The 26,584-nt window shown below is 74.5% G+C and carries 20 protein-coding genes; 9 read left to right on the top strand and 11 right to left on the bottom strand.

Annotation, left to right across the window (positions count from 1 at the left end):
- The coding region (locus BJP25_RS18385) for a cadmium resistance transporter (protein ID WP_075976172.1) at positions 1-622 on the bottom strand (622 nt) is incomplete at its 3' end.
- 277 nt (positions 623-899) lie between these two features.
- Here BJP25_RS18385 and BJP25_RS18380 point away from each other — a divergent pair.
- Positions 900-1,688: an adenylate/guanylate cyclase domain-containing protein gene (locus BJP25_RS18380; protein WP_143219162.1), complete on the top strand. Its 789-nt coding sequence runs from the start codon at positions 900-902 to the stop codon at positions 1,686-1,688.
- 176 nt (positions 1,689-1,864) lie between these two features.
- On the opposite strand, the gene BJP25_RS18375 is transcribed toward BJP25_RS18380, so the two are convergent.
- A complete protein-coding gene (locus BJP25_RS18375; protein ID WP_075976170.1) occupies positions 1,865-2,452 on the bottom strand; it encodes an arsenate reductase/protein-tyrosine-phosphatase family protein in 588 nt (195 codons plus the stop codon).
- Between the two features lie 466 nt (positions 2,453-2,918).
- Here BJP25_RS18375 and BJP25_RS18370 point away from each other — a divergent pair, with 466 nt between their 5' ends.
- Positions 2,919-4,205 carry a Fic family protein gene (locus BJP25_RS18370; protein ID WP_143219161.1) on the top strand — a complete coding sequence of 429 codons (1,287 nt, stop codon included), beginning with the start codon at positions 2,919-2,921 and terminating at the stop codon, positions 4,203-4,205.
- Here BJP25_RS18370 and BJP25_RS33510 read toward each other — a convergent pair.
- Complete coding sequence (locus tag BJP25_RS33510; protein ID WP_143219160.1) at positions 4,091-5,017, bottom strand: tetratricopeptide repeat protein; 927 nt, start codon at positions 5,015-5,017, stop codon at positions 4,091-4,093. The two genes, BJP25_RS18370 and BJP25_RS33510, sit on opposite strands and share 115 nt — an antisense overlap.
- Before the next feature lie 360 nt (positions 5,018-5,377).
- Entirely contained in the window at positions 5,378-5,968 is a 591-nt protein-coding gene (locus tag BJP25_RS18365) for a MarR family winged helix-turn-helix transcriptional regulator (protein WP_075976168.1), read from the bottom strand.
- 98 nt (positions 5,969-6,066) lie between these two features.
- On the opposite strand from BJP25_RS18365, the gene BJP25_RS18360 reads away from it, so the two are divergent.
- The 4 genes from BJP25_RS18360 to BJP25_RS18345 all read left to right on the top strand — a co-directional run bounded on the left by BJP25_RS18360 (position 6,067) and on the right by BJP25_RS18345 (position 10,837).
- Positions 6,067-7,269 (top strand): MFS transporter, encoded by a 1,203-nt coding sequence (locus BJP25_RS18360; protein ID WP_075976167.1) that lies wholly within the window; start codon positions 6,067-6,069, stop codon positions 7,267-7,269.
- 100 nt (positions 7,270-7,369) lie between these two features.
- Positions 7,370-8,311, top strand: a complete 942-nt coding sequence (locus BJP25_RS18355) for an NADP-dependent oxidoreductase (RefSeq protein WP_075976166.1) — start codon at positions 7,370-7,372, stop codon at positions 8,309-8,311.
- 259 nt (positions 8,312-8,570) lie between these two features.
- Positions 8,571-9,818 carry a S1 family peptidase gene (locus BJP25_RS18350; protein WP_075976165.1) on the top strand — a complete coding sequence of 416 codons (1,248 nt, stop codon included), beginning with the start codon at positions 8,571-8,573 and terminating at the stop codon, positions 9,816-9,818.
- Between the two features lie 98 nt (positions 9,819-9,916).
- On the top strand, positions 9,917-10,837 hold the full coding sequence (locus BJP25_RS18345; RefSeq protein ID WP_075976164.1) for a helix-turn-helix domain-containing protein: 921 nt from the start codon (positions 9,917-9,919) through the stop codon (positions 10,835-10,837).
- Positions 10,838-10,842: 5 nt separating this feature from the next.
- On the opposite strand, the gene BJP25_RS18340 is transcribed toward BJP25_RS18345, so the two are convergent.
- The 3 genes from BJP25_RS18340 to BJP25_RS18330 all read right to left on the bottom strand — a co-directional run bounded on the left by BJP25_RS18340 (position 10,843) and on the right by BJP25_RS18330 (position 12,972).
- Entirely contained in the window at positions 10,843-11,391 is a 549-nt protein-coding gene (locus BJP25_RS18340) for an NADPH-dependent F420 reductase (protein WP_075976163.1), read from the bottom strand.
- 40 nt (positions 11,392-11,431) lie between these two features.
- Complete coding sequence (locus BJP25_RS18335; protein ID WP_075976162.1) at positions 11,432-12,217, bottom strand: inositol monophosphatase family protein; 786 nt, start codon at positions 12,215-12,217, stop codon at positions 11,432-11,434.
- A 95-nt stretch (positions 12,218-12,312) separates the two neighbouring features.
- Positions 12,313-12,972 carry a TetR/AcrR family transcriptional regulator gene (locus tag BJP25_RS18330; protein WP_084794141.1) on the bottom strand — a complete coding sequence of 220 codons (660 nt, stop codon included), beginning with the start codon at positions 12,970-12,972 and terminating at the stop codon, positions 12,313-12,315.
- 204 nt (positions 12,973-13,176) lie between these two features.
- Between BJP25_RS18330 and BJP25_RS18325 the strand changes: the two genes are divergently transcribed.
- Entirely contained in the window at positions 13,177-15,021 is a 1,845-nt protein-coding gene (locus BJP25_RS18325; RefSeq protein ID WP_075976161.1) for a hypothetical protein, read from the top strand.
- Positions 15,022-15,127: 106 nt separating this feature from the next.
- On the opposite strand, the gene BJP25_RS18320 is transcribed toward BJP25_RS18325, so the two are convergent.
- A complete protein-coding gene (locus tag BJP25_RS18320; RefSeq protein WP_075976160.1) occupies positions 15,128-15,553 on the bottom strand; it encodes a pyridoxamine 5'-phosphate oxidase family protein in 426 nt (141 codons plus the stop codon).
- Between the two features lie 92 nt (positions 15,554-15,645).
- Between BJP25_RS18320 and BJP25_RS18315 the strand changes: the two genes are divergently transcribed.
- The gene (locus tag BJP25_RS18315) at positions 15,646-16,623 is read left to right on the top strand and encodes an AraC family transcriptional regulator (protein ID WP_075976159.1); all 978 of its coding nucleotides are present in this window, start codon (positions 15,646-15,648) and stop codon (positions 16,621-16,623) included.
- On the opposite strand, the gene BJP25_RS18310 is transcribed toward BJP25_RS18315, so the two are convergent.
- Positions 16,563-17,192 carry a TetR/AcrR family transcriptional regulator gene (locus BJP25_RS18310; protein ID WP_075976158.1) on the bottom strand — a complete coding sequence of 210 codons (630 nt, stop codon included), beginning with the start codon at positions 17,190-17,192 and terminating at the stop codon, positions 16,563-16,565. The two genes, BJP25_RS18315 and BJP25_RS18310, sit on opposite strands and share 61 nt — an antisense overlap.
- 193 nt (positions 17,193-17,385) lie before the next feature.
- On the opposite strand from BJP25_RS18310, the gene BJP25_RS18305 reads away from it, so the two are divergent.
- Positions 17,386-18,294, top strand: coding sequence for an AurF N-oxygenase family protein (locus BJP25_RS18305; RefSeq protein WP_075976157.1), 909 nt, complete (start codon positions 17,386-17,388; stop codon positions 18,292-18,294).
- 745 nt (positions 18,295-19,039) lie between these two features.
- Here the strand turns inward: BJP25_RS18305 and BJP25_RS18300 are convergent.
- Together BJP25_RS18300 and BJP25_RS18295 are read right to left on the bottom strand one after the other, a co-directional pair.
- Complete coding sequence (locus BJP25_RS18300) at positions 19,040-19,615, bottom strand: hypothetical protein (protein ID WP_075976156.1); 576 nt, start codon at positions 19,613-19,615, stop codon at positions 19,040-19,042.
- A gap of 8 nt (positions 19,616-19,623) precedes the next feature.
- Positions 19,624-26,538: a DUF11 domain-containing protein gene (locus BJP25_RS18295; protein WP_075976155.1), complete on the bottom strand. Its 6,915-nt coding sequence runs from the start codon at positions 26,536-26,538 to the stop codon at positions 19,624-19,626.
- Positions 26,539-26,584: the final 46 nt, after the last annotated feature.

Here is a 26,584-nt window from a genome sequence, read left to right as displayed (position 1 = left end):
TGGTACCTGTTCGACCTCGGCGGTCCGCTGAAGGGCTTCTGGATCCTGTGAGGCCCTCGACCAGGATCAGCACGCCGATGCCCACCAGCACCACGGGCAGCAGCACGTGGCCCCAGCGGGCCAGCGCCCGCGCGACCGGGGGCCGGGTGGCCAGGAACCGCCCGAGGGCGCACCACACCCCCACCAGCACGAGGAAGACGACCACGTGCGCGACCAGCCCCGCGGTGCCTACCGCGGTGAAAACCGGGACGTACACGCCGATGTTGTCGCCGCCGTTGGCCAGGGTGGTCGCCGCGACGGCCAGCAGGCCCGGGGCGGTGCCGATGGTCTCGTCGGCCTCGTCGCGGTCGCGCCAGGCGGTCCACGCGGCGCGCAGGCCGAGCAGCAGCGGGAACAGCCCCAGGTAGGCGATCGCGGGTTCGGGCAGCAGGCCCGCCCCCAGCGCGCCGAGCACCGAGGCGGCCAGGATCCCGGCGAACCCCAGGTGCTGCCCGAGCACGATCCGCGCCGCCGCGCCGCGGTGCCCGGCGGCTTGCCCGAAGAACAGGGCCAGCAGCACGATGTCGTCGACGTTGGTGACCGCGAAGACGCCGACCGCCCGGCCCACCAGCCCCAGGTCCACCCCGCGCCCCCCTGACCGTCCGACGCGGCACACCCTATGGGCAGCCTGCGGCGGACCGACCCGGAGGCGCGGCTGTCGGGCTGATGCCTGGTCTCGCCCGCCCGCGGTCGGGGCGGCGACCCGGCCGGGAAGAGTCCGCCCCGGGAGGGCTCCACGCGGTGCCGCACGCTGTGGCCGCGGTCCGCGGTAGCGGGTTACCGGTGGGTAGGATGCCGTCGGGAACCGGTCCTGCTGCCCGTCGCGAAGGGGGCCCGTCATCGGCGTCTGGTTCGTGGTCGTGTCCGTTGTGGCCGTCGCGGCGGTGGCGGGCGTGGTGGTGCTGTCGGTGCTGCTGGTCCGGGAGCGCCGCCGGTACGCCGAGCTGCTGGCCTCGGCGCGGCCCCGGCGGGAGGCCGGGTTGCAGCGGGCGGTGAAGGTGGCCGTCAGCGCCGCGTCCCGACTGCGCCGCGGCGGCGTGGGCGGCATGCTGGTCAGCTCGTTGGACGAGCTGGCGCGGTGGGCCGAGGAGGACCGGACCGAGCTGGTGCGGGTCAGCGGCGCGGACGGGACGGTCACCTTCGCCTTCACCGACATCGTGGACTCGACCGCGCTCAACGAGCGGTTGGGCGACAAGGGGTGGGTGCGCCTGCTGCGCGCGCACGACGCGCTGGTGCGCGAGCAGGTCGCCGCGCGCTCCGGGCACGTGGTGAAGTCCCAAGGGGACGGTTTCATGCTCGCCTTCAGCGAGCCGGAGCAGGCGATCGGCGCCGCCATCGGGATCCAGCACGCGCTGGCCGGGCCCAAGCGCGGCGCCCTGCGCGCCACCCCGGTCGCGGTGCGCATCGGCATCCACCGCGGCGCCGCGGTCTCGCGCGACGGGGACTTCTTCGGCCGGGCGGTCGCCACCGCGGCGCGGGTCGCGGCGCAGGCGGGCGGCGGCGAGGTGCTGGTCAGCGACGACACCCTGCGCGGGCTGGCCGACCCGGGTCGGTTCCGCCTGGGCCCGGGGCGCGCCGCCGCGCTGAAGGGGTTGAGCGGGCAGTTCGAGCTGCACCCCGTGGACTGGGGCGCGCACCAGCCCACCTGACCCTGGCGGCACTGGGGCGGTCGGCCGCCGTTAGTGCTCCAGCTCGTGATCTCGGTGGCCCTAGAGCCGCACCTGGAACCCCGCCGCTTCCGGCCATCTTTGCGCGTGGGCGGTGTCGAGGCCCCGGGATCGGCGGCGGGGGCGCGTTGCGCTGCCCGCGCCGCTGCCGGGTGGGCTCAGCCCGCCTGGCGCACCGCCCGCCCCGCGACCGGGTTGACCACGAGCGCGATCTGCTCGATGGCCGCGGCGATGGTGGCCTCGGTGCCGGGCAGCAGGGTCGCCAGGTCGCGCACGGGGTCGGGGATGTCGTCGTCGGCGGCGTGCCGGGGCCTGCGCGGGCCGCGGTCGCGGATGGTCAGGCGCAGCAGCTCCAGCAGGGCGTCGCCGCCGCGGGTGAACAGCTCGCGGTCGCTGCGCTCGGCGCAGCGGGCCAGCTCGGCCAGGGTCGCGGTGCGGCGCAGCGCGCGCGGCTGCCTGCGCAGCACGGTGGCGGCCTGCTCGCGGGTCATGGTGATGATCGCCTGCGCGTCGTCGACCATGGCGGTGGTGAGCCGCCTGCTGCGGAAGCGGCTGAGGTCCACGCGCGGGTCGTGCAGGTGCTCGCCGCACCCGTCGACCACCGGCCTGCCGTCCTCGGCGTGCGTCCCGGCGCTCTCCACGCGCCAGCGGGTGCCCCGGCAGCGGGGGATGGCGGCGATGAACAGCGCTTGGGCCAGCGGGGATCGGCACTGGTTGCCCTGGCAGACGAACAACACCGTGCACACGGGTGATGCGGTGGACACCCTCGGTCCTCCTGGGGCGGTCGTGATCTGTGTCCGGACAACGAACCACAACAGCGGCCGGGACGGCGGCTGCTTCACACCATGTGGTGCACCTTCGCCCCTCGGGTGGCGGGAACGCCGCCGCGCCCGGACGGGCACCGCGGACCGGGGCGCCGGGAGGGGGCCGCGGCGGTATGGCGATCGCCACACGGGCGTCGCGGCCGGGTGTCCCCACCGGGTGCCTCACCTTGACACCGGGTCGAACGTTTGTTCGACTACAGGGTGTTGGAGACAGGTCGTGCCGCGGGGGGAGAGGCCCGCGGTGGTCAGTCGTGACCCCGGCGCGCGCCGTGCGGGGTGGATCACCCGGGCTTCCCCCCCGGATCGTGCGGAACGCCTGGACGGTGATCTTGAGTGTGCGGTTTGAAACGTTTGCCGATCTTCGGTCCGGTCGGCCAGTCTTCCCCCCATGCCTGACGCAGTGCCCGACGAGACGGGTCGGTGGTTCTCCGCCGAGGGCATGACGGGGTTCCCCGCGCGGCTGCGCGCGCAGGGCGCGTTCCTGCCGCGCCCGCTGCCGTCGCTGGTGCGGTTGCGCCCGCGCACCTACCGGGTGCTGGCCGAGGCGGAGCAGGCGGTCGGCAGGCTGGACGAGGCGGCGGCGCGGGTGCCCGACCGGGCCGGGCTGGTGCGGTTGGCGCGGCTGCGCGACGTGCACGGCTCCGGCGAGCTGGGCGGGGTGTTCGGCGCGCTGCGCGAACTGCTGGTGGCCGACCTGCCCGGGGCCGCGGGCGGCGCCGCGGTCGACCTGGGGCTGCTGCGGCAGCTGCGCGCGGGCGACGCCGCGGTGGAGCGGGTGCGCTCCGGCGGCGCGCTCAACCTGGCGCTGCTGGGGCAGCTGTCCCGCGTCTTGGACGGCACCGCCGACGAGCTGGGCCCGGTCGTCGACGACGAGGTGACCGCCGTGCCGTGGCGCACCGGGCCGGGCTGGTTCGGCGGCCCGGACCCGGCAGGCGCCCACCTCATCGCCGCCCCGCCGGGGCCCGACCTCCAGATCGCCGGGATGCAGTGGTCGGCGTGGGTGGACTCCGGGTGCGAGGCGCCGCTGCTGGCGCGGGTCGCGCTGGGGCACTACCAGCTGTCCGTGCTCGCCCCGGTCGCGCACTCCGGGCACCTGGCGCGGCTCTACGTCTCGCTCGCGCTGATCCGCGAGGGCGCGCTGCGCGACCCGCTGCTGCCGGTGTCGGAGTGGCTGAGCAGGCACCGCGACGAGCACCGGGCGCGCGTGCTGGGCGTGGTGCACGATGGCGACCTCGACGGGTACTGCGCCTTCTTCGCCCGCGGCGTCGCCGAGCTCTGCCGCGCCCAGCTGCGGTTCGTCGAGCGGGTGGAGCGGATCACCGAGGAGCACGTGAGCAGGTTGGGCAGGCGGATGGACGGCATCGTGCGCGTCACCCGCGACCTGGCCGCCACCCCGATCACCACCAACCTGCGGATCGCCCAGCGCTGCGGGATCACCGTGCAGCAGGCGGCGAGCCTGACCAAGCAGCTGCGGCGGCTGGGCGTGGTGCGCGCCGTCAGCGGGCGCGGCCACCCGCAGCTGTTCACCGTGCCGGACGTGCTGGAGCTGTTCGAGCTGAGCTACCCCGCGCCGCCCGACGGCGACGACGCGGTGTTCGGCGACCCGGTGCGCCCGCTGGTCGGCGCCCCCGCGGAGGACGAGCTGTCCGACGACGAGGCGCCGGTCGACAGGTAGGGCGCGGTGGCGCCGTCACCGGGGCCGTGCGCGAGCAGGTCGCGCACCCGCTGGGCGGCGTCCTCGTCGACGTCGACGAGCAGGGCCAGCGCCCGGCTCCAGCACCGCTTGGCGGCGCCGGGCCCGCCCTGGGCCCACCGCGCCCAGCCGCACCACACCAGCAGGCGGGCGTGCTCGACGGGCCCCGCCCCGGCCAGCGCAGCGGCCTCCTGCGCCCGCTCCAGGTGCTCCACCGCCGACGCCGTGCGCCCGGCCGCGTGCATGGTCGCGCCCACCTCGGCCCGCGCCAGCGCGGAGCCGAGCGCGTCGCCCGCCGCCGCGCGCAGCTCCACCAGCGCCCACTGCGCGTCGAGCGCCTTGCCCAGCCGCCCCCACCCCCGGTAGAGCCCGGCCAGGGCCACCAGCAGCCGGTCCTGGCCCGGCGACCCCGCCCGGCGGGCCACGGACAGGGCGCGCACCCACCGCTCCTCCGCCCGCACCCGGTCGCCGTGGTCGGCGAAGACCGCCGCGGCCGCGTCCAGCAGCCCGACCAGCGCCTCCGGGTCGCGCTCGGCGATGGCCAGCGCCTCCCCGGCCTCGGCCAGCTCCGCCCACCACCGGGGCTCGGGCACCAGCCCGGCGGCGGCCCAGGCGGCACCCGCGAGCCGCAGGCCCGCGCGGCGCACCCCGTCGCGGTCGCAGGCGCGCACCCCGGCCACCAGGTCGGCCCGGTGCCCGGCGAGCCACGCCCCCACCGCCGCGGCCCCGCGCCGGTCGAGGTCCACCGCCTCCAGGAGGTCGAGCACGGGTGCGTGCTCGGACTTGTCGCCCACCTGCGACACGGTACGACCTCCGGCCGACATCGGGGGCCCGCCGGGCCCGCGAGACCCGGAAACGCCCACCGGTCGGAGGGCGCCGGTCACCCAGCGCGGTCGGTCCCGTGCCCGGTGGCGTCGGTGCTGCGCGGCTGCTCGACGCCGTGTGCGGCCCTACCGCGGGTGGCCCGACGAGACGGGCACCTCGGCCACGTCGCCCTGTCGCCGGCCAGGTTGGGCCGCCGCAGGAGCGGGGTCGTGCGCCAGGCGGCGGTGGACCCGAAAGGTCCACTGTGGTCTCCGTGGGGGAGCGTGGTGAGCGCTGTTGAGCGCAGCCCCAGCCGCGTGTCGCTCCGTTGAGCGGGCTCTTGCTCGGCGCTACCCGCTGACCTGCGCCCCGGTGGTCGAGGGCGTGCCCTGCTCGGGGCTGTCCGCGGGACGCTCGCCCCGGGACGCCGTGCCGGTCGGGTGGCCGGTGTCGTCGACGCTGCGCAGCAGGTCGCGGAGCAGGCCGGAGAGCCGGTCGCGGTCCTCGGTGCCGATGCGGTCGACCAGTGCGGCGGTGGCCGCGGAGTGCGCGCGAACGGCGGCCTCCGCCAACCCCGCACCTGCGCCGGTGAGGGCCACCAGCAGGGAGCGGCGGTCGTCCGGGGCCAGCCTGCGGGTCACCAGACCGCGCTCCTCCAGGCGCGCCAGCCGCTTGGTCAGGCCACCGCCGGAGATCATCAACCAGCGGTTGAGCGCGCTGGGGGACAGCTCGTGCGCCTGCCCGCTGCGCAGCAGCACGGCCAGCACCTCGAACTCGCCGGGGTCGAGGCCGAGCGGGGCGAGGGTGTCGGCGGCGAGCCGCTCCAGCCTGCGGGCCAGCAGGCTGATGCGCTTGGACACCGCCATCTGGTCCAGGTCGAGGTCGTAGTCCGACCACGACCACTCACCGAGCATGCGGTCGACGACGTCCTGGCCATCCATGGCCCCAGCCTAGCGTCGAGGGGGTCGGTGGTTTCCCCGGATATAGTACGCTGGCAAATTGTTTGCCAGCGTACTAATCGGCGCACCATGGAGGCACCGTGAGCACACCCGGCACGACCAGGGGCACCGGGACGGCGCGCTCCGGCGGGTCGCCGCTCGCGCTCGGTATCGCGTTCCTGACCTTGCTGCTGATCGGCACCGACCTGTTCCTGGTCTCGCCGCTGCTGCCCGCGATCGCCGCCGCGCACGGCGTCTCGACCGGCGCGGCGGGCACCTCCGTCACCGCGTTCTCCGCGGCCTACGTCGTCGGCGCGCCCCTGGGCGGGGCGCTGGCCGACCGCGTCGGCAGGCGCGGGGTGCTGGTGGTCGGGCTGACCGGCTTCGCGCTGGCCAACGTGCTGACCGGGCTGCCCCTCGGCTTCGCGGTGCTGCTGGTCGCCCGCGTGCTCGCCGGGCTGTTCGCCGCCGGGGTCACCCCCTCGCTGCTGGCCCTGGTCGGCCAGTCCGCGCCGCCCGCCCGCCGCGGGGTGTGGCTGTCCACGGCCATGGCGGGCTTCCTCGTCTCGCTGACCACCGGCGCCCCGACCGGCACCGCCGTCGCCGCGGCGCTCGGCTGGGAGGCGGCGTTCCTCGGCCTGGGCGTCCTCACCCTCGTGCTGGCCGTGGTGAACCGGTTCACCTGGCCGCGCGGCGCGGGTGCGGTGGCCGCCGCACCCGGCGCCCGGAAGCTGCCCCTGACCACCAAGCTGCGCGCCGCCTCGGTCACCGGCACCTGGGCGTTCGCGGTGTACTCGTTCTACACCTACCTGGGTGCCGGCTTGGCGGACGTCGCAGGCTTCACCACCGGCACCACCGCCCTCGCCCTGGTCGTCTACGGGCTCGGCGCCGTCGCGGGCAGCCTCAGCGGCGGCACCCTGGCCGACCGGCACGGCGCGGGCCGCGTGGTGGCGACCAGCCTGCTGGTGCTTGGCGTGGTCCTGCTCGTCGTCGATGCCCTCCTGGGTGCCCCCGCCTGGCTGCTGATCGCCTGCCTCGGCCTGTTCGCGCTGTTGGCCTACCCGTGCCTGCCCGCGTACCAGTCGAGGTTGGTGGCCACCTTCCCGGCCGAGAGCGGATCGGTGCTGGCGTGGAACAGCTCCTTCATGTACCTGGGCACCTCGCTGGGCTCGGCCGTGGGCGGCCTGCTGCTGTCCGCGGGTTTCCGCTGGATCCCGATCGCAGGCGCGGTCGCCGCCGCTCTCGGCGTGGTGGTCCACCACCGCTGGTCACTGCCGGGCAGGCCGGTGGAGGTCGCCGCATGACCCCGAGCGCATCCGGGCGTCGCGCTCCGGGGTGGAACAGCGGGCGGGGGCGGGGGTGTTGGACCTGGGGACCGGGATCCGGACCAGGGAGGTGCGCGGTATGCGTGCAGTCGGAGTGGTGGAGTACGGCGGACCCGAGGCGCTGCGGGAGGTCGACGTCGCGCGGGAGGCGTTGGGGGACGGGCAGGTGCGGGTGCGGGTGCTGGCCGCCGCGGTGAACCCGACAGACACGCTGGTCGTGAACGGGTCGCGGACGGACGCGGATCGGGCGGCGGGCGTGGCGGACGTGCCGGGGATGGACGTCGGGGGCGAGGTGGTGGAGGTCGGGCCGGGCACCGACACCGACCTGGCGCCGGGTGAGCGGGTGATGGCGGTCGTGGTGCCGTCCGGCGAGCACGGCGCCTACCGGGACGAGGTGGTGCTGCCCGTGGGGTCGGTCGTGCGCGCGCCCGCGGGTACGAGCCACGCGGAGGCCTCGACGCTGCCGATGAACGGGTTGACCGCGCGGTTGACGCTGGAAGCGCTCGACCTCGCGCCTGGGCAGGTGTTGGCGGTGACGGGCGCGGCGGGTGCTTACGGGGGCTACCTCGTGCAGTTGGCCAAGGCGGACGGGATCACCGTCGTGGCCGACGCGGCGGAGAAGGACGAGGGGTTGGTGCGCTCGTTCGGCGCTGATCACGTGGTGCGCCGCGGCGACGACGTCGCGGAGCGGATCCGGGTGCTGTTCCCGGACGGGGTGGACGCGCTGGCCGACGGTGCGGTGCAGGGCGACAAGGTGACGGCCGCTGTCAAGGACGGTGGTGGGGTGGCCACCGTGCGCTTCTGGGAGGGCGACGGGACGCGCGGGCTGCGCTTCCACCCGATCCGCGTGCGCGAGGGTGCCGAGCGCCGCGACCTCCTGGAGCGCTTGCGCGAGCAGGCCGAGTCCGGGGAGGTCGCGCTGCGGGTGGCCGACGTGCTGCCCGCCGCGCACGCGGGGGAGGCGCACGAACGCCTTGCCGCAGGCGGGGTCCGCGGCAGGATGGTGCTCGACTTCTCCTGATGGGACGGTCGATGTCGGCCCGCGGCAACGGTCCGCGACCCCGCTGTCGCACGTGGACGGTCGGATTCCGCGTTCAACGAATTGTCCGCCCTCTGTGAAAAAGTCCGTCGTCGAGGCCCTTGCTCGGGGCGCGGGCACGGGAGCAGAGTCTGCTCCACGGCCGGTCGTCCCGCCGGCCACCGGAGATCCGCGCGCTGGGTGGCCCCCGTGCCGCCCACCCCCTGCGCGTGCGGGGTCCGGCGAGGAAAGGCATCGACGCATGTCGAACGGATTCGGCAGGTCCGGGATCTACCGCTCACTGGTCGCGGCCACCGCGCTGTGCGCGCTGGTGCCCGCGGGCGCGGTGGCCACCGCGTCGGCGGCGGCCGCGCAGCCCGCCGCGGCGCAGGCCACGGCGGCGCAGGCCCGGTACCAGCCCGAGATGGTGGCCGCGCTCGCCCGCACCCTCGGGGTGGACGAGGCCACCGCCGCCGCGCGGCTCGACCGCGAGGCCGCGCAGCAGCAGCGCTTCGCCGAGCTGACCCGGGCGGGCCTCGTCGTCGACGGCTCCTTCGTCGACGGCGGCGGCACGCTCACCGTCAACACCGCCGACCCGGCCACCGCGGCGACGGCGCGGTCGGCGGGCCTGGCGGCGCGCACCCCGGCCCGCGGGGAGGCGGCGCTGACCCGGGTCCAGGAGCAGTTGGACCGCTTCGCCGCCCGCCAGGCGCCCGACGGCATCGCGGAGTGGGGTGTGGACGTGGCCGCCGACGTGGTGTCGGTGCGCGTCGACGACGCCTCCCGCCCGCAGGCCAAGGCGTTCCTGGCCGAGGCGGCCCGGTTCGGCCCCGCGGTGCGGGTCGAGTCGACCGCGCCGCTGTCGACCCAGGCCGCGATCTACCCCGGCAGCAAGATGACCATCAACGGCGGCTCCGGCTACTGCTCGGTCGGCTTCGGCGCGCGCAGCTCCTCCGGCGTGCAGTACCTGGTCAGCGCCGGGCACTGCGTCGCGGGTCTGCCGACCCTGCACTTCAACGGCACCCGCTTCGCCAAGGGCACCAACTCCCGCTTCGCCATCGGCACCACCAGCGTCGACATGGGCATCGCCAAGCTCGACGCGGGCAACTCCATCACCACCTCGGTCGGCACCTGGGGCGCGGCGGGCACCATCGCCGTGCGCGGCGCGCAGCGCGCGGCCGTGGGCACCTCGATCTGCAAGTCCGGCGCCACCACCGGCTGGACCTGCGGCACGATCAGGGCCTACAACGTCACCGTCACCTACACCGACCCGAACGGCGGCCCCGACACCGTCGTCCGCGGCCTGGCCAGCTCCACGGTGTGCACGTCCTCCGGTGACAGCGGCGGCGCCTACATCTCCGGCAACCAGGCGCAGGGCATGACCTCCGGCGGCCCCACCGGCCAGCAGTGCGCCTACAACGGCGGCGTCCAGAGCGGGAAGTCGTCGTACTTCCAGCCGCTGAGCGACGCCCTGTCCTACTACGGGCTCACCGCCAACACCACCAGCTGACCCCCGCCGAGCGCGCGCGCCGCGGTCGCCGCACGGGTGGCGGTCGCGGCGCGCCGCGGGGGATACTCCCACCCCCGTGGCGAGTGGAGGGAGCTGCCGTGACCCGGTCCCCGGCCCCGCGCGGCGAGGTCGTCGGCGCCCAGGGGTTCAGCGAGACCCTGCGCGCCGCCATCACCCGCCGCGACCTGACCCTCCAGCGCCTGCGCTCCCGGCTGGCCGACCGGGGCGTGGACATCAGCCTGGCCACGCTGAGCTACTGGCAGCAGGGCCGCAGCAGGCCGGAGCGGGACAAGTCGCTGCGCGCGCTGCGCGAGCTGGAGCTGATACTCGACCTGCCCCGCGACACCCTGTTCGACCTGCTGGAACCGCCCCGGCCGCGCGGTCGCACCCCGGCCAGCGCGGGCGTGACCGGCAGCCAGCTCTACGGCGCGGACTCGCCGTTCCAGCGGGTGCTGGGCGGGTCGTTCGACGACTTCAACGCGGGTGTGGTGGCGCTCAACGTCGCCAGCACCTGCACCCTCGACGCCGACGGCTGCCTGCGCCGGGTCGAGATCACCCAGGTGCTGCGCGCGGTGGCCGACGGCCAGGACCGCTTCCTGGTCGCGCACGGGGTGGACGAGGGCGAGGTCATGCCCTCGGACCTGGTGGTCCGCGACGGCACCCTGCTCGACCTGGTGGCCGACCACGCCAACGGCTACCTCGCCGCCGAGATCCACCTGGGCCGCACCCTGGCGCGCAACGAGACCGCCGTGGTCGAGTACGCCACCGAGCTGGGGCCCAGCCCCGCGCCCGCCCGCCTGCACGAGCACCGCTTCCGCACGCCCGTCCACGGGTTCCTCCAGCGCGTCCGCTTCCACGAGGCGCGGCTGCCGGTGCGCTGCCACAGCTACTTCCGCGACGCCGTGCCCGCCCCGCCGACCCGCAAGCGCAGGCTCGTGCCGGACGGGTCGCACGTGGTGCACGCGTTCCAGGCCAAGTGCGGCCCCGGCGTGCACGGCATCGCCTGGCAGTGGGGGTGACGGGGTCAGGCCACCACGGAGAACGCGAACGGCCTGCCCGCGTGGTGGGTGAACACCGCGGGCACCAGGGCGGTGAACGACTCCGTGGTCCGGGCGGTCGCGAGCCCGCCCAGGTCGACCACGCTCCCGCGCGCCCACCCCAGGTCGGCCAGCAGGTCGACCGCGGTGGACTTGGCGGCCGCGTCCCCGCCCGACAGGAACGCCGTGGCGCCGGGCAGCGGGGCGGTCATGACCGGGTGCAGCATGGTGTTCAGCGCCTTGACGACCCTGGCGCGGGGCAGCGCGGCTTGGACCTGCTCGGCCACGCTGGTCGGCCCGGGTGAGTGCGGGTTGCTCACGTCGAGCACGACGGAGCCGCCGATGGCGTCCGCGAGCGGCGCGAGCTGCTCGGCGGCGATGTCCCCGGGCAGCGCGTTGACGACGACGTCGGCGGCCCGCGCGGCCTCGGCGCGGGTGCTGCGGGCGGCGATGACGACGTCGTGGCCCGCGCGCTGCCAGGCCGCGGCGAGGCCGGTGCCGACGCGCCCGCTGCCGATGACGGCGATGGTGGTCATGGTGGTTCCCCTGTCGTTCGGTTGGTGAGGGCCTGGTTGCTTAGGCCGTGAGGGCGGTCAGGGCGGCGGCGTGCAGACCTGGTGCGGCGGCGAGGAAGTCGGTGCTGCCCGGCGCCCACGGCCGTCCCGTGAGGTCTGTGACGACGCCCCCGGCCTCCGAGACCAGCAGTGCCCCGGCCGCGAGCCCGGAGATCACGGGGGAGTGCTGCCAGAACGCGTCGGTGTGCCCCTCGGCGACCGCGAGCAGTTGCACCGTGGCGGGCACGGCCACCCGCACCAGCATGGCCGCGCGCAGCATCGCGTCCACCGACGCGCTGATCCGCGACAGCGTCCCGGCGTCCTCACCCGGCGCGGCCTGCGCGGTCGAGACGAACGCCGCCGCCAGGTCCGCCTTGCCGGACACGTGCAGCGGCACGCCGTCGACCCGCGCGCCGTGCCCCACGTGGGCGGTGTGCACGCGGTCTGCCACGGGGGAGTGGACGACGGTGAGCACGGGGGCGTTGTCCTGGACGAGGGTGGCGGTGACGCACCAGTCGGGCAGGCCGTGCACGTGGTTGATGTTGCCCTCGGCCGGGTCGACGACCCACCACTCACCGGGGGGAAGCGCCCCGGACTCCAGCTCGTCGTCCATCCACCGCGCCTGCGGCCGCAGGTCGAGCAGCGCGGGCCGCAGCACGTCGAGGACGGCTTCGTCGTTGTGGCGCAAGGCCTTCCAGATCGCCTCGGACCCGCTGGGCCGGGCGTCCGGGGTGTACTCGTCGAGCAGCCGGGTACCGGCGGCGCGCACGGCTTCGGTGATGCTGGGGAGCAGGGTCAGGGTGTCCACGGGGTCCTCCTCGGCGTTGTGAGGACAACGCTAGGAGGGGTTCCGGGTTAACTCCAGTGCAGTTTGATCAAGGCAGGGTTTACCGTCGTGCAACTCTAGGCGGGACCCAGCGGACGGCCGCCCCACGAGGTCAGCAACGCGTCGATCGTCATCCGCACGGCGGCGGTCATGTCGATCGCCCCGGGGTCGAGCAACCACTGCACCTGCAACCCGTCCATCACCGCCACCAGCACGGCCGCGCCCCGCTCCAACTCCTCCCGCGCCACCGGCTCCGCCGCGTCGCAGGCCTCCCCCAGCGCCTCGGCCAGGTCTTGGCGCAGCGTGGTGAACCGCGTCCGGAACCACGGTTGCGCGGGGTGCCCCTCGGTCACCGATTCCGCCGACAGCACCGTGTAGGCCTGCACGATGCCCGTACGCCGGGTGTTGGTGGTGACGGTGTTGAGGACGTGGTGCAGGAACCGCGCGCCGCGCGGGTTGCTGGCGTCGGCCAGGGCTGCCCGGCCGGTGGTGTCGCGGTCGCGCAGGACCTCGACGAGCAGCTGCTCCTTGGTGCCGAAGTGGTGGAGCACGCCCTGGTGGGTGATGCCGACGCGCTCGGCGATGTCGGAGAGCGAGCCGTTGCGGAAGCCCTTGGCGGAGAAGACCTCCCGGGCGGCGTGGACGATCTCCTCGCGGCGCAGGCGGGTGCGGTCGCTGCGGCTGAGCGGGTCGGTGGTGGTGCCCGCGGGGGCCTCTCGGTCGGCGGGGGGCTGCATGGGTGCCACTGTGCCACCGCGGGCGCACCTCTCGGTGGTCGAAGCTCTGCCCGACTCACTTGCTTACCGGTAAGTAAGCGTGCTGTACTCGGATCGTCACACGAGAGTGTGGTGCAGGTCTCCTCAGTCACGACGGAGTGGCGCGCGCCCGGTCGCCCGTCACCAGCGGTCCGGGCAGGTCCCAGCCCGGGATAGGAGAGCCCGTTGAGATCGATCCCCCGAACCCTGCGGTTCGCCACCGCCGCGGTGGTCGCCATGACCGCCGGTGCGGTGCTCGCCGCCGCCCCGGCCTCGGCGTCCGCCCCCGTCCACGCGCAGGCGGTGATCGCGCCCAACGCCCCGCAGCTGGGCGCGAACGTCTACGTGTTCAACCCCCGCATGGCGCAGGCCGACATCCAGGCCACGGTCGACGCCATCGCCAACCAGCAGACCGGCGCCGAGTTCGGCCCCGGCCGCTACGCCCTGCTGTTCGAGCCGGGCACCTACGGCAGCGCGCAGTCGCCGCTGGAGGTGCGCGTCGGCTACTACACCGAGGTCGCGGGCCTGGGCGCGCAGCCGGGTGACGTGCAGATCAACGGCCGGGTCAGCGTCTACAACCAGTGCCAGGTCAACGGCACCGGCAACTGCATCGCGCTGACCAACTTCTGGCGCTCGCTGTCCAACCTCACGATCAACGTCGCCGGCGGCGACGGCTGCCGCGCCGCGACGAACTTCTGGGCGGTGTCGCAGGCCGCGCCGATGCGCCGCGTGGACGTCAACGGCAAGCTGTCGCTGATGGACTACTGCGGCGACGGCCCCTGGTACGCCAGCGGCGGGTTCATCGCCGACTCCCGCTTCCGCGGCGAGGTCGTCAACGGCTCGCAGCAGCAGTTCCTGGTGCGCAACAGCGAGCTGAGCAGCTGGAGCAACGGCGTCTGGAACCAGGTGTTCGCAGGTACCCCCGGCGCCCCGGCCACCAGCTTCGGCGTGCCCGGCGCCCAGCCCTACACCACCCTGGCGACCACGCCGGTGTCGATGGAGGAGCCCTACCTGTCCGGCTCGGGCGGCAGCTTCTCCGTGCGCGTGCCCCCGGTGCGCCGCGACTCCAGCGGGCCGACCAGGACCAACAGCGGCGAGCGGGTGCTGGGGCTGAGCCAGTTCTTCGTGGCCACCCCGAGCACCAGCGTCAGCCAGGTCAACCAGGCGCTCGCCAACGGCCGCCACCTGCTGCTGTCCCCGGGCACCTACCGCTACTCCGAGCCCATCCGGGTCACCCGCGCCGACACCGTCGTGCTGGGCCTCGGGCTGCCCACGATCACCCCGCAGGCGGGCAACGCCGCGCTGACCGTGGACAACGTGGCCGGGGTGAAGGTGCACGGCCTCACCGTCGACGCGGGCCCGGTCCGCTCGCCGGTGCTGGTGCAGGTCGGCCGCTCGGGCACCACGTGCACCTGCGGCGGCACCACGAACCCGGTCGTGCTCCAGGACCTGTTCGTCCGGGTCGGCGGCGCGCTGGAGGGCAAGGCGACCACCAGCCTGGAGGTCAACGCGGCGAACGTGCTGCTCGACGACACCTGGCTCTGGCGCGGCGACCACGGCACCGGCATCGGCTGGACCCGCAACACCGGCGACCACGGCCTCGTGGTCAACGGCGCGGACGTCACCGCCACCGGCCTGTTCGTCGAGCACTTCCAGAAGACCGAGACGATCTGGCGTGGCGAGCGCGGGCGCGTGGTCATGTACCAGAACGAGCGCCCCTACGACCCGCCGAGCCAGGCCGCCTGGCAGGAGGACTCGGCCAACCCCGGCTACCCGGCCCTGGAGGTCGTGCCCGGCGTGACCACCTTCCGCGCCTGGGGCCTGGGCAGCTACAGCTTCTTCAACCAGGGCGTCAACATCGAGTCCCGGATGTCCTTCCGCGTCCCGCGGACCTCGGGCGTGCGGCTGACCAGCCTGCTCACGGTGTTCCTCAACGGCAGCGGCGCGATCCGCTCGGTCGTCAACGACACCGGCCCGCGCGCCGACAGCTCCAACGGCGGTTCGGCGCAGAACGTCGTCAGCTACCCCTGACCGCCCCACCCCGCTGTACACGCAGCCCCGACCGTCGCCCGGCGGTCGGGGCTGCTGGCATCGGTCGGCCGGGGTGTCAGGGGCCGGGGCGTCAGGAGTCGGGGAGTCAGTAGGTGTAGCGGCGGACGGACTCGGGGTGCAGGACGATCCGCACCTGCTCCTCGGCGAGGATCGCGGCGAGGTCCGCGGCCCGCACCGGGTCGTCGAGGTCCCAGTAGCGCTCGGCCAGCCTGCTCGCCAGGTCGTGCGCGCCCTCGGTCTCGATGGTGGTGCGGCCCGCCACCGCCACCCACCGCTCCCGCTCCCCGGCGGGCGCGGCGACGACGATCGAGGCGCGCGGGTCCTCGCGCAGCCGCCGCACCTTCGCCGTGCCGGGCCCGGTGAACAGCTGCACCACCCCGTCCGCCGTCGCCTCGAACCACACCGGCCGCGGCTGGGCGGGCACCGGTCCCGCGGCCACGGACAGGAACCCGTGCAGCGGCCTGCGCAGGAACTCCAAGTCGTCGTCGGTCAGCCTGCTCTGCGAACTCATGCCCCCGATCCAACCCGCCCCGGCTGGACGATGCCATGGGTGGAACGCCGTGGCACCTGTGCGGGCGTCCAGGATCGCGTAGGTTCGGCGACGTGGATGCCTTCAGCGACCTATTCCGCGGGGTCCGGGCGCACGGGTCGCTGTTCGGCGGCTCCACCCTGACCCCGCCGTGGGCACTGCACTTCGTCGACGGCGCGCCGCTGACCCTGTGCGCGGTGCTCACCGGGTCCGGGTGGGTGGTCCCCGAGGACGCCCCACCCGAGCCGGTGGGTGCCCGGGAGGTGGTCGTCGTGCGCGGCCCGGGCACCTTCACCTTCGTCGACACCCCCGGCACCGACGCCGAGCCGATCGTCTGCGGTGAGGACTGCGCCACCCCCGAGCAGGGCGGCACCCGCCACCGGCTCGGCTGGGCCGACCTCGACCCCGACGCGGGCGGCACCACCCTGGTCGTGGGCGCCTACCCGGTGCGCGGGGAGATCAGCGGCAGGCTGCTGGACGCGCTGCCCCCGGTCCTGCGCACCGGCGGCGGCGCCGCGGACCCGGTGCTCGACCACCTCGCCGCCGAGGTCGCCGTGGACGCCCCCGGCCAGCAGGTCGTGCTCGACCGGTTGCTGGACTGGGTGCTCGTCTGCGCCCTGCGCGACTGGTTCGACCGGCCCGGCGGCGCGCCCCCGAGCTGGTGGGCGGCCCAGCACGACCCCGTGGTCGGCCCCGCGCTGCGCCTGCTGCACGCCGACCCGGCCGCGCCGTGGACCGTGGCCGCGCTGGCCCGCCGCGCGGGGGTGTCGCGGTCGACGCTGGCCAAGCGGTTCACCGACCTGGTGGGCGAGCCGCCGCTGACCCACCTCGCGCACCGGCGGATGGCCCTGGCCGCCGACCTGCTGGTGGAGCGGCCGGGGGCGACGGTGGCGGACGTGGCCCGCGCGGTGGGCTACGCCGACGCGTTCGGCTTCAGCGCGGCGTTCAAGCGGGTCCGGGGCACCACGCCGAGCGGGCACCGCCGGGCGGCTCAGGCGCCGGGGGACTCCACGGCCATGCCCAGGACCAGGGTGAGCGCGCGTTCGAGGTAGCGGGCCAGGTCGTCGGCGGAGTCGAGCGGGACCAGGCCGTTGGTGAAGGTGAACGACAGCACGATGCGGCCGAAGACGTCGGCGGCGAACTCGACGTCGATCGGCGGGATGGCGCCGTCGGCGATGCGCTGCTCGATGCGCGGCTTGAGCACCGACAGGGCGTAGCGCAGCGGCAGGAAGGCCTGGCTGGCGAACTGCGGGGCCAGCGCGCCGCGGTTGTCGGCCGGGGCGGCGCTGAACAGCGGGTGGTTGCGCACGAAGGTGACGATGTAGCCGATGAGCGCGCCGAACGAGCGCACGTCCCAGGTCAGCTCGTCGGCCAGCGGGACGAGGTCGGAGACCAGCCGGGTCAGCTCGCGCTCGGTGAGGGCGTCGCGGACGGCCTCGTAGCTGTCGAAGTAGCGGTAGAGGGTGGGCCGGGAGATGCCCGCCTGCCGCGCGATCGCCGAGAGCATCCGGTCGGACTTGAGCCCGCCGCGCACCAGGCAGGCCATGGCGGCGTCGAGGATCGCCGCGCGCTGCCGCTCGGCCCTGGCCTCGCGCGCCCCGCAGGCACCCGCCTCGTCCACACCCGCCTCGCTTTACACACCGTCGGACGCCTGTAACGAAATCCTTGACACCGCCCACCGCGTGTCCTTACAGTTCGGGCGTCAAGTGTAACGAAGTCGCTGGGCGCGCCGAGGTGGTGCGGGTGGTCGGTCCCGCCAGCCTAGAGCGTCCCGACCGCCCGGAGCAGGGCACCGGCTGACCGAGGAGTTCGGGATGACCAGCGTCGAGCAGCGCCGCACCGCCGGCGAGAAGCGCGAGACCGCCGCCCGGCGGCTCCTGGACTCCGCCACCACCCTGTCCTTCGACCCCCTGCGCGAGGTCGACTGGGACACCCCGCTCGACGAGTCCCTGCACGGCATGAGCCCGGAGTGGAGCACCCTCTACGGCACCCGGTACTGGTCGGAGCTGACCGAGGCCCAGCGCGCGGAGCTGACCCGCCAGGAGACCGCGTCGGTGCTGTGCACCGGCATCTGGTTCGAGACCGTCCTGCAGCAGATCGTCCTGCGCGACTACTACGCCGACGACCCGCGGGACCCCAACTTCCAGTGGGCCCTCACCGAGGTCGCCGACGAGTGCCGCCACTCCATCATGTTCGCCCGCGCCGCCGCCAAGCTGCGCTCCCCCGGCTACCGCCCGCCCAAGGCCCTCGTCCGCGCGGGCCGCTGGTACGGCGCCACCGCGGGCGGCGAGGCCGCCTACGCCGCCATCCTCGTCGCCGAGGAGGTCCTGGACGTCCTGCAGCGGGCCAGCATGCGCGATGACCGGGTGCTGCCCTTCATCCGCACCATCAACAACATCCACGTGGTCGAGGAATCCCGCCACATGAAGTTCGCCAGGGCCGAGACCCGCGAACACCTCGCCGCGGTCTCCCCCCTGCGCAGGCACGCCAGCGCCTTCCTCATCGCGCTCGTCGCCCACTACGTCGTCGTGAGCCTGGTGAGCAAGAAGGTCTACGCGACCGTAGGCCTCGACGTCGACCGCGCTGTCCGGGAGGCGGCGGCGAACGAGCACCACAAGGCCGTGCTGCGCACGAGTTGCGCGGGGCTGATGGACTTCCTGGACTCCTGCGGTCTGCTGACCCGGCCCGCCGTGGCGCTGTACCGGCGAGCGAACCTGCTCTGAGTGGGTGTTTGCTCCACCTCGCCTCGCCTGCGGCTTCGGCTCGTGAAAGCCCGGTCGTGTGGTGGCGGGCTCGATGCGGTGGACCTGTTTGGGCGAGGCCCCTACGGCGATCATGAGCTGAGAGAGCGGGAAAAGCTGGGGCCACAAGAGCCCCGCTCAACCCGGACAGGGTAGCTCATGATCGCCTCCCCACCCAAACAAGTCCACCGCATCGAGCATGTCCGTAGCCGGGCTGCCCGATCCGTAAGTGGTTGCGTCGTGGGCAAAGAAGGAAGGGCGTGGTGTTCGGCGCTGTGAGCTGGCCAGCCGAGTTGTCCACAGCCCGTCTGCGGTGGTCGAGTTTTGCCGGTCCCCGCCGGTAACGTTGAAAACAGGGGTCCCCTTGCCCGGGTTTCCCCCGCGCCAGCGTGCATGACGAGGCCGCCAAGGTGATCACCCCGAGAAGCCGAGCGTGGGCGGCAGGTTCTGCCCGGTTGGGTGGATTCGCTTGGTCGGGGGTGACGATCATGTGCTACCCAAACGGGACGGGCGGGCATCTTTTCAGCCCGCCTTTTCCCGCCCGACAGCACATGATCGTCATAGGGGCCCCGACCAAGCGGATCCACCCAACCGGGCCACCCACCCAACCCGCCATCCCCGGCGAACGTCGGGGCCCCGGCGGTAGCCGGCAAGCCCCGCGCAGCGGAGAACCGGCGCAGCCGGAGAGCCCCGCGCAGCGGAAAGGAGAGCGCAGCGGAAAGGAGAGCTACGGAGTGGAACGGGTCCGGGCGTGGAGGAGTAGCCCTGCCCCCAGAGCCACGAGAACGCCGACGCCGATGGGGATCAGGACGGGCGGCCCTCCATCCTCTGTGGACGCTTTCCCGGCAACGGCGTGGATGTCCGGGGCGCCGGGGACCTGGTTGATGTCCGTGGCGCACAACAGCCGGGCGTAGTTCCGCACCGTGCAGGCGGTGGCGGTGTAGCCCTTGCTGTCGGGCCGTGGGGCGCCTGCCTGGAAGCTGGCCGACACGGTGCTGGTCCCGTTCGCGGGGATCGTGAGGGACCAGTGGGCGAACCAGGGTTCGGGGGCGGTTCCGCCGTCCCGGACCTCGGTGGCCTTGGCGCCCACCGGCAGGGTCAGTTCCACGTCCGCGGCGCGCTCCTCGGCCGCGGGGTTCGTGAGCGTGATCTTGTAGTCCAGGGGGGTGCCTTCGCTGGTTTCCGCTGTGTCGTCGGTCATGGTGATGGTGAGGGCGGGTTCCGGGGTGGCGGCGGCCGGTGCCCAGGTGGCGGTGTGCAGGAGGGCGGCTGTGGTGAGCAGGGCGGGGAGGTGGGGGCGCATGGGGGCTCCTAGTCGCGCTCGGCGCGGCGGCGGCGGTAGGCGAGGAGGATGGTGCGGCGGCGGGTGTAGGCGAGGGCGGCGGACCCCAGGAGCAGCAGGCCGAAGCCGGTGACCAGGAGCCAGCCGACGTCGGCGCCGGTGCTGGCCAGGCCGCCGGGCTTGGTGGGGGCGACCGGCTTGGGCTGGACCGGGGTGGTCACCGCGCAGGCGCAGTTGCTCTCCGGGCCGGTGACGGCGTTGAGCAGGGTGCCGTCGCCCGAGGCGGGGTCGTTGACGCGGACGGAGTAGGTGGTGGCGGCCGCGCCGCCCACCGGGAGGGGGCCGGACCAGGTGAGGCGGGGGGACGCGTAGGTGGTGCTGCCCGTCGTGGACTGGGCGTCGTCGAGGTAGGTGGCGTCGTCGAGGACTGCGGTGAGGTCGTCGGTCCAGGTCGCGGGGCCCACGCCCGCCGGGGTGGCGGGCACCCCGGGGCCGGGGGCGGTCGAACCCGGCACCGTCGACGGAGGCGCGGACGACGAAGGTGCAGTGGAGGGAGGCGCGGTTGAGCTGGGCGCGGGTGTCGTGGTCGGGGGCTCGGTGGCCAGGTAGTCGACCGTGCCGACGTTGGTGATCGTCACGGCGTAGCCGAAGGTGTCGCCCACCGTGGCGGTGTCGGTGGTGGGCTTCTTCTCGATGCGGACCTCCGCGACCCGCACGGTGCCGTCCTGGCCGTCGTCGCCGCCGGAGCAGGCGGGGTCGGGGGTGGTGCCCTCGTCCGGTTCGGGGGCGCAGTTGCTGCCGGGGGCGGTGACGGTGTTGCGCAGCAGGTGGTCGCCGGTGCCGGGCAGGGCCACGGTGACCCGGTAGGTGATGGTCGTCGTGGCGCCCTTGGCCAGGGGGCCGCGCCAGGTCAACATCGTGCCGTTGACGGTGACGGGCTCCCCGGTGCTGGCCTCGGCGCCGCCCGCGTAGGTGGCGTCGTCGAGCACCCCGGACAGGTCGTCGGTGATGGTGGCGGGGTCGGTGTCGGTGTAGTCGACCTCGCCGGTGTTGGTGACGGTGATCGTGTACGCCACGGGGGCGCCCGCCCGCACCACCGCTCGATCGGAGGACTTGGCCACGGTCAGCCCCTTCACCGGCAGGGGGTCGCCCGCCCGGCACTCGCTGCCGCCGGTGGGGCTGCCCGCGGGCGGTGGGCAGTTGGTGGAGCCGGTGACGACGTTGACGAGGAAGTGGTCGCCGTCCAGGTCGGGGTTGAACACCCTGGCGCGCACGGTGATCGTCGCGCCCGCGGTGCCCGGTGGGTCAGCGAGCGGGAGGTCGCCCGCCCAGCGCAGGTCGGTGCCGTCGCGGGTGAGGGTGCCGGAGTCGGCGGTGGCCTCGACGACCGCGGCGTCGTCCAGCACGCCGGACAGGTCCTCGGTGAACGCGGCGGCGCCGTCGGTGTAGGGGACCTGGCCGCTGTTGGTGACGGTGATCGTGTAGGTCACCTCGTCGCCGGGGGCCACGCCGCCGGAGCGGTCGACGGTCTTGTCGAGCAGGAACGCCTTCACCAGCGGCACCTCCGCGGGTCCGCACGGGTCGGCGGGCAGGCAGCGCGGGTCCTCCCCGCTGGAGACGAGGTTGACGATGCGCCCGTCGCCGGTCTGCGGGTTCGACACGGTCGCCGTGTAGACCAGCCGCACCGTGCCGCCCGCGGCGAGCGGGCCGGACCAGGTCAGCACCGGGTCCTCGCGGGTGGGGGCCGGGCCGGGGGTGCCCACCTCGGGGTCGACGACGAGGTCGCCGAACACGGCGTCGTCGAGCACGCCGGTGAGGTCGTCGAAGATCGCGGCCGGGTCCTGCTCGGTGTAGTCGTAGGCGCCGGTGTTGGTGACGGCGACGGTGAAGGTCACCGCCTCGCCCGGCGACACGACGGTCCGGTCGACGGTCTTGACCAGCCCCAGCTCGCGCACCGGCACGGTGGCGGGCGAGCACTCGGGCGCGGTGGACCCGGTCGCGCAGTTGGTGCCGCCGACGACGGTGTTGCGCAGGACGTCGTCGCCGTCGTCGGTGGGGCTGTCGACCCGGACCGCCACGGTGATCGTGCGCGACTGGCCCGCCGGGATGGGCCCGGTCCAGGTGAACCCGGTGTCGTCGCGGGTGATCTCCGCAGCCGGGTCGACTGACACCACCTCGGCGTCGTCGAGCACCCCGGTGAGGTCGTCGCGGAAGGAGGCGAGCCCGTGGGCCTGGTCGTAGGCCACGGTGCTGCCGTTGGTGGCCGTGATCGAGTAGGTCAGCACCTCGCCGGGCCGCACCGAGGTCGTCGGCGGGGTCACCGCCTTGGCCAGGGTGAACCCGCGCACCTGCACCGTGTTGGTGCCGGTGAGGTCGCCGGGGTCGTCCGGGTCGTCGGTGCTGCTGCGCACCACGGCGGTGTTGCGGCCCGAGCCCGCGGTGGCGGGGGCGGTCACCGGCACGGTGAACCGCGTTTGCCCGGGTGGGACGTCCCCGAGCGCCCAGGTGACGACCGTCGTGCCACCCGGGCCGGGAGCGGTGGTGGCGCCGGGGACGGTGCCCACGGTGAACCCCGCGGGCACGGTGTCGGTGAGCACGGTCTGCCGGGCGGTGGAGGGGCCCGCGTTGGTGAGGGTGACCGTCCAGTCGAAGGGGGTGCCCGCGTCGGCGAACTCCAGCCCGGTCTTCACCACGGACAGGTCTGCGGACGGCTGGGCGACGGTGACCTGCGGGCGGTTGCGGTCGTTGTCGGGGTTCGGGTCGTCCGGCGCGCCTTCACCCGGCACGACGGAGGCGACGTTGCTGGCCGTGCCGCCCTCGTCCGGGGCGAGCACGTCGACGGTGCGCACCACCGGCGGCGCGGTGACCGGGATGGCGCCGAGCGCCCAGGTGACGACCTGCCCGTCGATGGTCCCGCCGTCGGAGGCGCTGACCGGGGTGAACCCGTCCGGGATGCGGTCGGTGACCACCGAGGAGGTGGACGTCGACGGGCCCAGGTTGTCCACGGTGATGGTGTAGGTGAACCGGGAGCCCGCGACGACGGTGGCCGGTCCCGTCTTGGTGATGGCCAGGTCGGCGCTCGGGGTCGCGGTCGTGCGGATGGTGGGGCTGTCGTCGTTGGCGGGGTTGGGGTCGCGGGGGGCGCCAGGGCCGGGGCGGACGGAGGCGACGTTGTCGCCCACCCCGCCCTCGGCGGGCGCGGTGACCCGGATGGTGCGCACGGCGGTGCCGTTCGGCGGGAGGGTGCCCAGCGACCAGCGGACGTCCGCGCCGTCCACCGTGCCGCCGTCGGAGGCGCTGACCGGGGTGAACCCGTCCGGGACCCGGTCGGTGACCACCGAGGACGTCGAGGTCGACGGGCCCCGGTTGGTGACGGTGATGGTGTAGTCGAACGGCTGCCCGGCGACGACCTCGGCAGGCGCGGTCTTGACGATCGACAGGTCCGACTCCGGGACGACCACGGTGCGCACGGTCGTGCTGGTGTTGTTGCCCGGCTCGGGGTCGGTGGTGGTCGAGGTGGCGCTGACGGTGTTGTCGACGGTCAGCCCCTCCGCCGGGGCGCGGACGCGGACGCTGAGCGGGCGCGGTCCCTCCGCGGCGGGGATCGACCCGAGGTTCCACGTGACGGTCTGGCCCTGCACGACCCCGCCGTCCGAGGCCCCGAGCACGACCAGCCCGTCCGGCACGCGGTCGGTGACGACGACGCCGGTGGCGGTCGACGGGCCCAGGTTGTCGACGGTGATGGCGTAGGAGAACTCCTCGTTGGGCACCACCTCGGCCTTGCCGGTCTTGGTCACCGCCAGGTCGGCCCGGGGCACGACCTCGGTGGTGACGATCTCGCTGGTGTTGTCCCCGGGATCGGGGTCGGGGGTGGGGGAGCCGACCACGACGGTGTTGCCGACCCGGGCGCCCTCGGCCGGGGCGCGGACGACCAGCGTCAACGTGCGCGGCCCGTCGGCGGCGGGCACGGCCCCCAGGTTCCAGGTCACCGTCTGCCCGTCGATGACCCCGCCGTCCGACGCGCTGACCGGCACGAGCCCGTCCGGCACGCGGTCGGTGACCACGGTGGCCTGGGCGGTGGACGGGCCGAGGTTGTCGACGGTGATGGCGTAGGGGAACTCCTGGTTGGGCTCCACCTCGGCGGGCCCGGACTTGGTGACCTGGAGGTCGGCGCGCGCGACGACCTCCGTCGGGACGTCCTGGCTGGTGTTGCTGCCCGGGTCGGGGTCGGGGGTCGGGGAGGTGACCACCACGCGGTTCGCCACGCGGACGGCCTCCGCGGGCGCCCGCACGGTGATCGTCAGCGGCCGGGGCCCGTCGGCGGCGGGCACGGCCCCCAGGTTCCACGTCACCGTCTGCCCGTTGACCACGCCGCCGTCCGACGCGCTGACCGGCACGAGCCCGTCCGGCACGCGGTCGGTGACCACAGTGGACTCGGCGGTGGACGGGCCCAGGTTGTCCACGGTGACCCTGTACTCGAACGTGCTCCCCGCGGGCACCGATTCCGGGCCCTCCTTGGTCACCACCAAGTCGGCGGAGGGCACGACCTCGGTGGGGACGTCCTCGCTGGTGTTGGTCCGGGGGTCGGGGTCGGGCGTGGTGGAGGTGGCGGTGACCCGGTTGGCCACCTGCACCTTCTCCGCCGGGGCCCGCACGGTCACCGTCAGCGGCCGGGGCCCGCCCGCGGCGGGGACCGCGCCCAGGTTCCACGTCACCGTCTGGCCGTCGATGACCCCGCCGTCCGACGCGCTGACCGGGACGAGGCCGTCCGGGATCCGGTCGGTGACCACAGTGGACTGAGCGGTGGACGGGCCGAGGTTGTCGACGGTGATGGCGTAGTCGTAGGACTGGTTGGGCTGCACCGTGTCCGGGCCGCGCTTGGTCACCACCAGATCCGCCGAGGGGGTGACCTCCGTGACGACCTCGTTGCTGGTGTTGTTGCCCGGGACCGGGTCGGCGGGGCCGCCGTCGAGGGTGGTGATCGTGGCGGTGTTGCGGCCGGTCCCGCCCTCGACGGGGGCGCGCGCGACCACCGTCAGCTCGATCGGCGCGGCGTCGACGGGGATGGCGGCGGGGTTCCAGGTGACCGTCTGGCCGTTGATGGTGCCCCCCGCCGACGCCGAGACCGGGGTGAAGCCGTCCGGCAGCCGGTCGACGACCTGGGTGCCGGTGGCCGCGGACGGCCCGAGGTTGTCCACCAGGATGCGGTAGACGACATCGCCGCCGGGCGGCGCGGTGTCCGGGCCCTGCTTGCTGATGGCGAGGTCGGCGGTGGGCTGCGGGGTGGTGATCGTGGTGCTCACCGGCGGGGTGCTGGTGTTGTTGCCCGGGTTGGGGTCGGGCACGCCCCCGCCGGGTGTCACGGTCGCGGTGTTCGACACCGACGACGCGGCAGGCCCGTCCGCGCTCACCTCCAGCGTGCGGGTGATCGAACCGCGGGCGGGGATCGGGCCGAGCACCCAGGTCACGGTGCGGCCGGAGGTGGTGCCGCCGTCGGAGGCCGCCCTGGGCGTCAGCGGGGCGGGCACGTCGTCGGTGATGGTCGACGCCGGCGAGGCGGCGGGGCCGTCGTTGGTGACCGTCAGCGTGTAGGTGAACCGGCCGCCCTGCTGCACCTGGTTCGCCGACGACCCGCCCACCGTCTTGGTGATGCGCAGGTCGGCCCCGGCCTGCGCGCGCACCACCAGCGGGGTGGCGTCGGCCGGGTCGGCGGTGCCGGGGAAGTCCGAGGGCAGCCCGTCGCCCGGCAGGCCCCCGCCGGTGAGGAACGCCTGGTTGTACACGGTGGCGGTGGGCGCGTCGGCGGGCACGGACACCCGGGCGGTGATCGTCACGTCGTTGCCCCGGGGCAGTTGCAACCCGCTGATGGTGAGCCTGCTGCGGGAGGCGTTGAACGCCACCGAACCGATCGGCGGGTCGACGGTGGGGTCGCCGACGAAGCGGCGGCCGTCGGGCAGGGTGTCGCGGAAGGTGTAGGAGCGGGCCTCCTCGGAACCGTTGACCACGCGGTAGGTGTAGGTGACCTCGCCGCCTGCGTCGACGGAGGTGGGCGCGGCGGTCTTGTCGAAGGTGGCCCGGTAGGCGCAGTTCGCGCCGTCGCCCGCCCCGCTGAGGCCCGGCTCGACGCCGATGCGGCGCAACGGGCCGTAGGTGCGCGTGCCCGGGGTGAAGTCGGCCTGGTAGAAGGTGTCCTGCCCGTCCGCGCCGCCGTCGCCCGCCAGCAGGGTGATGCGCCCCTGGCCGTCGATCCACGTCGACCCCTGGGCCCGGATCACCTCCGCCCCCGGCGACCCGCCCACCCTGGTGATCGCGCCGCTGCCCGGGTCGATGCGCACCAGGCCGCCGCCGTTCTGGTCGTAGGCGTAGACGCCGTCGTCGTAGGGGTTCACCGCGATGTCGGAGGACTGGATGCCCGCCAGCGGCGCCTTGGAGATGATCCGCGGCGGCCGCTGGGTGATGTCGAAGCGCACCAGCGGCCCGCCCGAGCCGACGAGCGCGGCGTAGGTGCCGTCGACGAGGAAGGTGCCCGCGAGGAACTGGTCGTAGGTCATGGGCAGCCCCCCGTCGAGCGGCACGCCCAGGACGTCGTAGACCCCGTTGGCGCCCACCCGGAACAGCCGCGACACGGCCTCGCCGCGGGTGAGCCCGTAGACGAGCCCGTCGCGGTGGTTGTAGCCGATGGCGTTGAACTTGAAGTCCGGGGTGCTGATCCGCTCGAACCGGCCCCCACCCGGCTGCCCGGCGGCGGGGAACGTGACGCGCCCCAGGTCGTCGGTCCCCGTCCCCGCCCCGGACGGCTGCATCAGGTAGTACGTCGCGTCGCACGGGAACGGCGTCGGCCCCGCCTGCGCGACCGCCCGCACCACCGGCCCCACCCCCACCGCGACCAGGACGAAGGCGATGGCCCCCGCGACCAACGACCACAACCGCCGCCGACCCGCCATGACAACCTCCCGGAGTCGCACCGTCCTCCGGTGCAGGCGATCATCA

Origin of the sequence: Actinokineospora bangkokensis, from assembly GCF_001940455.1 — a bacterium.
In the GTDB taxonomy this organism is placed as follows: Bacteria; Actinomycetota; Actinomycetes; order Mycobacteriales; family Pseudonocardiaceae; genus Actinokineospora; species Actinokineospora bangkokensis.
This window is presented reverse-complemented; position numbering and strand designations above follow the sequence as displayed.